The organism is Rahnella perminowiae, assembly GCF_019049695.1.
Lineage (GTDB): Bacteria > Pseudomonadota > Gammaproteobacteria > Enterobacterales > Enterobacteriaceae > Rahnella > Rahnella perminowiae.
In genome coordinates this window covers 83,996-92,493 of record NZ_JAFMOT010000169.1, presented here as the reverse complement: position 1 = coordinate 92,493, position 8,498 = coordinate 83,996, and the positions used below count along the sequence as shown (strand labels likewise).

At 43.2% G+C, this 8,498-nt stretch carries 11 protein-coding genes; 7 read left to right on the top strand and 4 right to left on the bottom strand.

What is annotated here, in order from left to right:
* Positions 1-113 precede the first annotated feature (113 nt).
* From J1781_RS09245 to J1781_RS09230, 4 genes are all read left to right on the top strand, one after another.
* Positions 114-470 carry a hypothetical protein gene (locus tag J1781_RS09245; RefSeq protein ID WP_217233466.1) on the top strand — a complete coding sequence of 119 codons (357 nt, stop codon included), beginning with the start codon at positions 114-116 and terminating at the stop codon, positions 468-470.
* Positions 471-663: 193 nt separating this feature from the next.
* On the top strand, positions 664-834 hold the full coding sequence (locus J1781_RS09240; protein WP_217218618.1) for a hypothetical protein: 171 nt from the start codon (positions 664-666) through the stop codon (positions 832-834).
* A gap of 128 nt (positions 835-962) precedes the next feature.
* A complete protein-coding gene (locus J1781_RS09235) occupies positions 963-1,277 on the top strand; it encodes a hypothetical protein (RefSeq protein ID WP_217233463.1) in 315 nt (104 codons plus the stop codon).
* 190 nt (positions 1,278-1,467) lie between these two features.
* Entirely contained in the window at positions 1,468-1,707 is a 240-nt protein-coding gene (locus J1781_RS09230) for a hypothetical protein (RefSeq protein WP_217218620.1), read from the top strand.
* Positions 1,708-2,801: 1,094 nt separating this feature from the next.
* Here the strand turns inward: J1781_RS09230 and J1781_RS09225 are convergent.
* A complete protein-coding gene (locus tag J1781_RS09225) occupies positions 2,802-3,131 on the bottom strand; it encodes a hypothetical protein (RefSeq protein ID WP_217233465.1) in 330 nt (109 codons plus the stop codon).
* Positions 3,132-3,896: 765 nt separating this feature from the next.
* The gene (locus J1781_RS09220) at positions 3,897-4,919 is read right to left on the bottom strand and encodes an IS110 family RNA-guided transposase (protein WP_217218760.1); all 1,023 of its coding nucleotides are present in this window, start codon (positions 4,917-4,919) and stop codon (positions 3,897-3,899) included.
* Between the two features lie 356 nt (positions 4,920-5,275).
* Between J1781_RS09220 and J1781_RS09215 the strand changes: the two genes are divergently transcribed.
* The 3 genes from J1781_RS09215 (at position 5,276) to J1781_RS09205 (ending at position 7,389) form a co-directional block, all read left to right on the top strand.
* Positions 5,276-6,262 carry a transposase gene (locus tag J1781_RS09215; protein ID WP_217218759.1) on the top strand — a complete coding sequence of 329 codons (987 nt, stop codon included), beginning with the start codon at positions 5,276-5,278 and terminating at the stop codon, positions 6,260-6,262.
* 295 nt (positions 6,263-6,557) lie between these two features.
* On the top strand, positions 6,558-6,896 hold the full coding sequence (locus J1781_RS09210; protein ID WP_217233462.1) for a hypothetical protein: 339 nt from the start codon (positions 6,558-6,560) through the stop codon (positions 6,894-6,896).
* Positions 6,897-6,936: 40 nt separating this feature from the next.
* Positions 6,937-7,389 carry a hypothetical protein gene (locus tag J1781_RS09205; RefSeq protein ID WP_217233461.1) on the top strand — a complete coding sequence of 151 codons (453 nt, stop codon included), beginning with the start codon at positions 6,937-6,939 and terminating at the stop codon, positions 7,387-7,389.
* On the opposite strand, the gene J1781_RS09200 is transcribed toward J1781_RS09205, so the two are convergent.
* Together J1781_RS09200 and J1781_RS09195 are read right to left on the bottom strand one after the other, a co-directional pair.
* Positions 7,367-7,717, bottom strand: a complete 351-nt coding sequence (locus J1781_RS09200; RefSeq protein ID WP_217233460.1) for a hypothetical protein — start codon at positions 7,715-7,717, stop codon at positions 7,367-7,369. The genes J1781_RS09205 and J1781_RS09200 overlap by 23 nt on opposite strands.
* 474 nt (positions 7,718-8,191) lie before the next feature.
* Complete coding sequence (locus J1781_RS09195; protein ID WP_217218735.1) at positions 8,192-8,479, bottom strand: hypothetical protein; 288 nt, start codon at positions 8,477-8,479, stop codon at positions 8,192-8,194.
* Between the last annotated feature and the right edge of the window lie 19 nt (positions 8,480-8,498).

The window sequence follows — 8,498 nt, the reverse complement described above, 5'->3', positions numbered from 1 at the left end:
TTCTATTCCTATCCTTTTAAATAAATATCTGTTAGTTATTATTTTGCAGTTGTTTGTTTTTTTGAAATACTCAGTAAGAAATTTAATTACGATAGACCTATCAAGGGGACTCTATGAAAATTTCTAAACTAGCTGTATTGATGATTATCACCTGTACTGCTGCAGCAAGGGCTGCCGTTCCTATATCTCACAGTCATATATCTCAATTTTCACCAGACAATAATGTTCATCTTATAACGGTTGGCGATGCAAATGGTGCCGCAGGTTCTCCCGGTGGTAACGGGGGTAACGGCGGGAATGATAATTCACCGGGAGCTCCAGGTGGGGATGGAGGTAATGGAGGTAATGGCGGTAATGCCGACAGTGGAAATGGCAGTAGCAATGGGAATGACAGCGGGGATAATAACGGAACCGGTAATGGTGACGGTAGTGATAATGGCGGTGGAGACGGTGGAGACGGTGGAGCATAGTAGGTTTATTTAATTTTTAGACGCGGTGAATATTTTTCTCCGCGTTTTCATTATGGAGATATAAATATGAAATTTAATCCACTAGCCATTAACACTCTCATTCTCTCACTTCTAACATTCAATGCCATGAGCGCTCAGGCCTCGAATAAGCATCACCATAAACATAACGACTGCTCATATCTAAATGGAAAAAATGGCGGCACTACCGAAAATGGTAACGCTAACGGCCAAAATGGTAAGAAAGGGTCACCGGGAACTTTATGCACCGATGGCGGCAACGGCGGGAATGGCGGCAACACACGTAACGGAAACGCAAATGGCGGAAGCGGTGCGCCCGGTGCAAATGGAGCTAACGGATGAATAATAGAATGAATAAATATGTCAGGTTGAGTCTTTTTGCCGTAGTGGCTTTCAACTCAATTGCAAATGCTTGTGCAAATACAGAAGAAAAAAATCTATTACCGTTTTCCCACTTAATTCATCGAATAGCTGATGGCGGGAATGGTGGCGACGGTGGGAGTGGCTCTGCTGGGGGCAATGGCGGGAATGGAGGAGATGGCGGTAGCGGGCCTGATGGTGGTAACGGTGGCAATGGTGGCAACGGAGGAAATGGCAATAGTGCTGATTCGCCTGGTGGGAACGGCGGTGAAGGGGGTGATGGAGGTAATAGTGGTAACAATGGGCAGGGAGGAGAAGGAGCTGCAGGAGCAAATGGAGCTGATGGTGGAAATGGAGGGGATGGCGGCAGTAATAATTCACCAGGAGGGAATGGTGGCGATGGTGGCGATGGGGGAAATACCTGATTAAATAAAATGATGAATTTAACGAAGGAGAATTTAAATGCGAATTTTTCCTCTACGTACGTTTGTAAGCTCATTATTAGTAATAGCGGTCGTAACACTACGAGTATTAATCTTCTACACACCTTCTTTCCTGCTTCCTGTTTTGGCTTTCACTGCGAGCTTTAATGCCATCGCAGACGACGGAGATGGTGGGGATGGAGGTAACGGGTCCAGCAATGGAGACGGGGGTGATGGCGGGAATGCAGGATCCGGTTCTAATGGAGATGGAGGAAACGGGGGAAGCGGCGGCGAGGAAGGAGGTAATGGAGGAAACGGCGGCAGCGGTGATGGAACGGGGAACGGAGGAAATGGGGGCGATGCTGGTCCCGGAGGCCAGGGCGGCCAGGGAGGAAGCGGCGGCAGCAATGGAGGTCACGACGGTTCTCCAGGCATGAGTGGAGCTGAGGCATCCAAGTAAATGGTTGCCGTAAGAATATTAAAATCAAGTCTGTGCGACGGTGCAACAGTTACGCCCCGTATCTGCCGCACCGTCTCTATCAGAAGCAATGTACTGATATTGAATTTATCTTAGCATTTACTGATTGCTTTAGTATCGCTAAATGTAATTATAACTTCCGCTTCATATTGTCTGAGTGCAGGTATATATAACTGGAATACTCCCTGAAATGCAGGTGTTAACCATAGAAGCATAAATTTAGAATCCGTCTGAAGACCTACTTGAACAAAGCAATTACCTCCGTTTTTTTCAATGTTTTTTACAATATAGTTGCGTATTCCCTGGGATGATAGCAAATGAGAGCGAAGAATGATTGGAGTATCTGTGCAGTAATTTTTACTTAAAATATAATCAATGAGTTTATCTGCAAATTCCTTTTTACTTGTTCTTTTTAAGTACGTGTCGAGTTTTACTCCAATGAATATACCATTCTTAACAGAGCTTGGTCGAAAAATTCGCATCAGAAGTCCATTTCCTCTCTCAGAAGTAAATAACCTACCAGTAGCTTTGTTAAACAATGCTCGGATATGATGGACTGTAGCAAAAGTCAAAAAACTTATGCAGAAAGTGCTTGTCCCTAAAATAAAATATTCGAACCTTAAATAATTAATATGGAATACGTTAATAATCGACAGGTAGTAAGTAAGCATGATTACAAAATACACAAGCACCCAAAAGATTAACATATGATAAAACACGACTATTTTACTTATTTTTTCATTGGCACACATAGTTATATTTTTTCTTTGTAATATTATTTAGTTCATGAATCTTTCGATTTTTAGATACTAACAATTTTTATAAGTCTCAACTTTATCGAGAGGATTCACCTACGTAAGGTCAACTTTCAATTTCAAACTACTATAAGGGATTTAACGTACAGTGATGTAAAAGTCCACGCTAAGCGCTCTTAAAACTCGATATTGATACTACTGAGTATCAACATGACCAAAAACGATATTTCGAACCTCATTTGAGGCCAAAAACACAGTCAAATAAGCTTAACGGGTTATCTGATACAAGCGATCTTCATCAGTCACGGCAATAAATGGTGTGATCTTCCCAGGTTTCTTCCCGGCTCACATCTTTGTTGGGGCCAGTTATCCAAGCTGCTGGACGCGAGACGCGAGAGTTAAACGCCCATAAATCATCCGGGTAGATAATCACGTCTTCTTCCGTCATCCGTGCATTATCAGGTTCTGTAGGCAAAATACGGGTATCTCTGTCGCCGCTGGATAGCCAGGCCTGAGCTACTTTTTGCGTATGAAAGAGAAAAGGATACATATAGCAGGACGTTCCATCGTTAATACCGTACATGCGTGAACCATCTTTGAACTCAACCGGAAAAATATCGTGCGACATAAAGAAGACCTCATTAAAGAATTCACGGTAAAGATTACTGGAGATTGAAAATCTGAACCTGCGCGCACCATTTTACAAGAGATTCGTAATTTTTTTATGTTCCGTCATCACATGCCGCATTTTATAGTCATCATCCGGAATAGATAGCTGATAATTTTGCTTTTCTCTTTTCACAACATAATCTCCAACATTGGTTTTCAATTAATTATATCACTACATTTAAATCGAAAGAATATTATCGTGCTGCCAGCTAAAAGACGGTGTCTGACGCTGTTATGCCGCATAGCGGCATGAAGGCGACAAACGTTGTTCCGCATAGCCTTGTACCCAAACGTCGCCGTACGCCCGGCGCAGCCGGTCTGTGATCGGAATATTCCCCAGTCACCCCCGTCCTGCTGGACCGTTTTTAAAGAGGCTTGAGCGTGCGAAAGCCGATACTGGGGGTTGAGGGCCAAATGTGCGAAAAACCACGTTACGGGGTCCGCTTGGAAAACGGAAAATATCCTACTATAAGGGCTTCCCCGAACAGTCAACGCCGGTTTTTAATTTCTGGCTGTTCATCAATGAAAGGCAAGGGATGAGACTGCACTACTATAAACGGTCACGCTGAATCGCTATTGATTCGGACCCTGATGAAAGACGCTCGTGAGATCCTCCTTCGTTAATCGGATAGTGATATCCAGTAGGATATGCAGATACTTCTCACGGGGGTCTAACCCTTTACCATCAACGAGTTACAGTTCAGTTACTACTCAGTTTAATTTTTCACGTTGTTGAATACAGTCTGAAGTCATCGCCGTAATGTAATGATGCCCAGCACAACCTCGCATTCTTGGCGGCGATTGCAACGACAGCACGCCAGTATCCCCGCCTACCAATCAACGAGCAGACCCAACGGCTAAACGAGTCCGTTCTATTCTCTGCCCCTACCATAACAGAACGGGCTCCCTGGACCAGCAGGGTTCGCAGGTAGGCATCACCCGCTTTTGTTATCCTGCCAAGCTTTGATTTTCCGCCACTACTGTATTGTGATGGCGTTAGCCCCAACCAGGCTGCCAGTTGGCGCCCGTTCTTAAAATCATGGGCATTGCCAATACTGGCGACCAGCGCACTCGCCGTTGTGGGCCCAATACCTTTCAGTTCCATTAACTGCTGGCTGCGATGATCTGTTTTGGCAACACGAGATAACACCCTGTCATATTCGGCGATTTTCTCTTCAATATTAGTGAAATGTGCTAATAGATCATCAATGCACAGCCTGACCTGTACTGGCAGAGTTTCCTTCTGGTCAGAAACAGCATGACGCAGAGCATCAGTGCTTTGTGGGGCAATAACCCCGAATTCAGATACCAACCCCCGAAGACGGTTATACGTCGCTGTTCTTTCCTGAATAAATCCCTGTTTTGTCCTATGTAAGCATTGCATTGCCTGCTGGCTTTCATCTTTGACGGGTACAAAGCGCATATGCGGCCGCTGCACAGCCTCACAAATAGCTATTGCATCAGCTGCATCATTTTTCCCGGTCTTACCCGCCATGCGATAGGGTGAGACAAATTTCGGTGCCATCAACCGGACATCATGGCCATACTGCCTGAATAATCTTGCCCAATAGTGGGCACCCGAGCAGGCTTCCATTCCAATGACACAGGGAGGTAAACCAGCGATGAGTTCAGAAAGTGCTGCACGCGACACCTTGGGTTTAACCAGAACTGCTTTACCATTTTGGTCAACGCAGTGAACAGCAAACACATTTTTAGCAAGATCGATACCGACAGTGGTGATGGTCATAACGAATCCCTCTGGGTCAATGTTTATCCCATGATTGCATGAAAGTTAACCAGGTGCATATCCAGGGGAAGTCCCTTCCATTCGCTAAGGCCATTTCTTAAGCACACATGACAGGCAGCTCTGAGCGACCTATAGTCATTCGGACCCTGAGAATTACACTTTTAAGTGATTCAGGGTATGCGCTTACTGGTTACGAATATTGAGCGAGAATCATGTGATGATCGCCGCTTTCCTTTCGAACCAGTAGGTGCTCCACGTTCGCTAACGAATACTCAGGGCATGCAGATATACTGCTGGCTATATTTCTTTCGAAGAGCGTGGAATGCATACCAATCCCCGATAAAAAGGAGTTGGTGATGACTGTGACTAATAAGTTTGCTGCGCACGTTGGTCTGGACTGGGCGGATAAAAAACACGATGTCTGTGTTCAGTTTAAAAACGGCGAACGCGTATTCCATGTGATTGAACATACAGCAGAAGCGCTTGATGCCTGGCTTACTGAGTTACTCCAGCAACTGGTTGAGCAGTGTCGTCAACTGGTTGAAGATAAACGCCGTTTTGTGAACCGTATAATCAACACGCTTAAACAGTATTATCCTCAGCCCCTGGAGTGGTTCTCACATCGGGGTAGCTTACTGTTGTGTGAGCTGATTATACGATGGCCCAGTCTGCAACAACTTAAACGAGCCAGGCGCGACACGATCCGCAACTTTCTGAATGCCAAAGGTGGTCGCGCAATGGCCCTTACCGAGCAGCGTGTTGTAAGTATTGATAACGCGATCCCATTGACGACAGACTCGAGTGTTATAGAGGCTAATGCTTTGATGGCAACAGCACTGGCGACACAAATTAAAGTCGTGAGTGAAATCATCAAAACCTATGACGAACGAATCGAAACGCTATTTGACACGTTGCCAGATGCGGGGCTGTTCAAATCACTTCCGGGCATGGGACCTTGTATGGGCCCAAGAATGCTTGCTGCACTTGGTGATAACCGCAACCGGTTTAATAGCGCTGAAGAAATTCAAAACTACGCAGGTATTGCACCGGTGACAGAAAGAAGTGGCCAGAAATCCTGGGTTCACTGGAGATGGCAGTGTGCCAAGTTCGTCAGGCAGACCTTCGTTGAATGGGCTGCCAAGACGGTTAACTCATCATACTGGGCCAGACTTTATTATCAGGGACTGCGAGAAAAAGGAAAATCTCACCAGTCTGCAATCCGGGCTCTTGCCTTCAAATGGATAAGGATCATTTACCGCTGCTGGAAGACCAGAACCCAGTACGATGAAGCGAAGTATTTGCTGGCTCTCGAAGCGCGACACTCGCCCTTACTGAAGCCATAAAAAGCTTGTCGAATGTCTCAGGGCGTGAAGCGGACAGCGGGAGATGGAAAAATCCCAAGGTTAGCTGAACGATGGATATGTGGTCGATGCGTTGCAGCTACTTTCATCAAATAGTGACAATATTGTCGTTAAAAGTGAAAAAATTAGTGTTATAGTTTTTGAGATAAAGCGTATAGAATCAAAGCAGTACAGAATCTCGTAACTTTTCGCGGTGAATCAGTGATCCTAACTACATCATATTTACTGCGAACTAATTAAAAATCATTACACACAGATACGTGAAAGGAATATAAAAATGACTAAGAGTTTATTTGAGGATATTTTCATATCGAACCAATATGATGCTAACTTCTCTCCATCTTATCTGGAATCAGTAATGAACTTAAAGAAAGGTGTTATTACTGACGAAATCATGGGTAATTTATTAAAATCCCTATCCAAATATGACCCTCAAAAGTTACACAATCTAAGTCTAGATGACATAAGTCAAGAACTAAAAAGTCTAGGCATATCTGATGATGATTATGATTTATTAAAGTTGGTAGTTTCCTGTGAAGGTTACGATTTCTCAAAGACAATACAAAAGCTAGAATTAAAAATTCAATCCGCGCCAAAAAACGATGACAAAAAATAAAATGATGCCCTCTTTTTTAAATGAAGGGGGCGCATTGAATATGTTAAATGAAAATGAAATAAAAGAAAATCTAGATAACCTTCTAAAAGAGTATAATTCCCTTGGGGATCAATATGAAAATGGAAAAAATAGAAACAGCCTTGATTTGTATGATGATAAAGGTAGGGAAATCTTCGAATTTATAAATAGTCAAGCAAGGGCATATCACAATAATGTCTCAGATGAAAAAGATAATGATTATCAGTATGTTATAGAAACTTGCTTTGAAATCCTTCCACTTATACTGCGTCATTTTAAGTACATCAACCAAGAAATAAAGGCATCGGTAAAGTTGGGTGATACTGTATATTCTGACATACAAAGAATGGCTAAAAAAATGTCAGGGAAATCAAAAGACTTGAGAGATATAAAGAGTGAGTTTCTAAAAAACGAGCTTCCAATATACGGATTTAAACATGGTACATATATGTCTAAGAAAAAAACACAACAATGATAATACTTGGTGTCATCACCGCAATTCTCTTCACTGTTGCACTTATTGGTAATAATAATTTAATGTTCCTGTATGGGTTGTCATTTAATTCACTATTAATATTTATCATTGTTTTTATGGATTTATCAAAGAAGAAATTTTTGTTACTGACTCCAATTTTTATTGTGTCACTTCCCGTGACAATATACATCCTTCCTTTCGACGCTGGAATAACCATTGTTTCTGAATACATAACATTCAAAGCATTAGGGGCTGTTGCGGTCTTTATATATCTTTTGACATTTAATCCATTTGTAAAAATATATAACTCCTTGAGTGCTTGATTCATTCACTTGTATTTTATATGTAAAGGAAAATTTGATCGAGCCATACCGGTTTATACCAAACTCACCATTTCGGAATGGTTCAGAAAATTTACTTAGCATAGTACTTATACTCTTTTCGAACTCAAGTAGTGCCACAAGATCGTTGTTTAAAAAATGTCGTCCGCAACGGTCCTTTCAACTTTGCCGGCAGACGATATATGAATTTAGCTTTAGCATTTTGAATTACCTACAACCCAACGTCCGCTGTTGGCACAGGCTGTGTGAAAACCCTGGCCAAAAACTGAAGTGCGCGTGTCTACGCAAAATCTGAAATTGATCGACTGGTCAGTAGAGCCGAATTTTACGTATGAGCGCGGTTTTTAGCTCTATTTTTGGCAGTCTCTGTGACCAAAAACCTTTTCACACAGCCTGGGCACAGAGCTGCCTGTCAGATTAGGTTTGGCCCTGTGTCGTAGTTGTGCCAGGTCAAGTCTGAGCTAAGACAAAATATCAGTATCTTTCTGAAGCGTCTGAAGGCGCCGTTCCAGGCTATCCAGTCTTTCTTCGAGGTCATGGCTCTGCTGCTCAATATCTTCCAGCGTTTCTGACAGAACATCACGCAGTAACACAAAATTTGCCTGTAGGGCATAGACAAAATAGTGGCCGCGAACCAGTAATGCTTCGCGCGGTATGTCCTGTAATGCCGAATGCGTCATCCATGTCACCAGCGCTTTTGCGCTCATTTCGGTCAGTACGTCCGAAAGTCGGTCAGTTTCTCGGTTCATTCTGGAGTCCTGTAAGTTC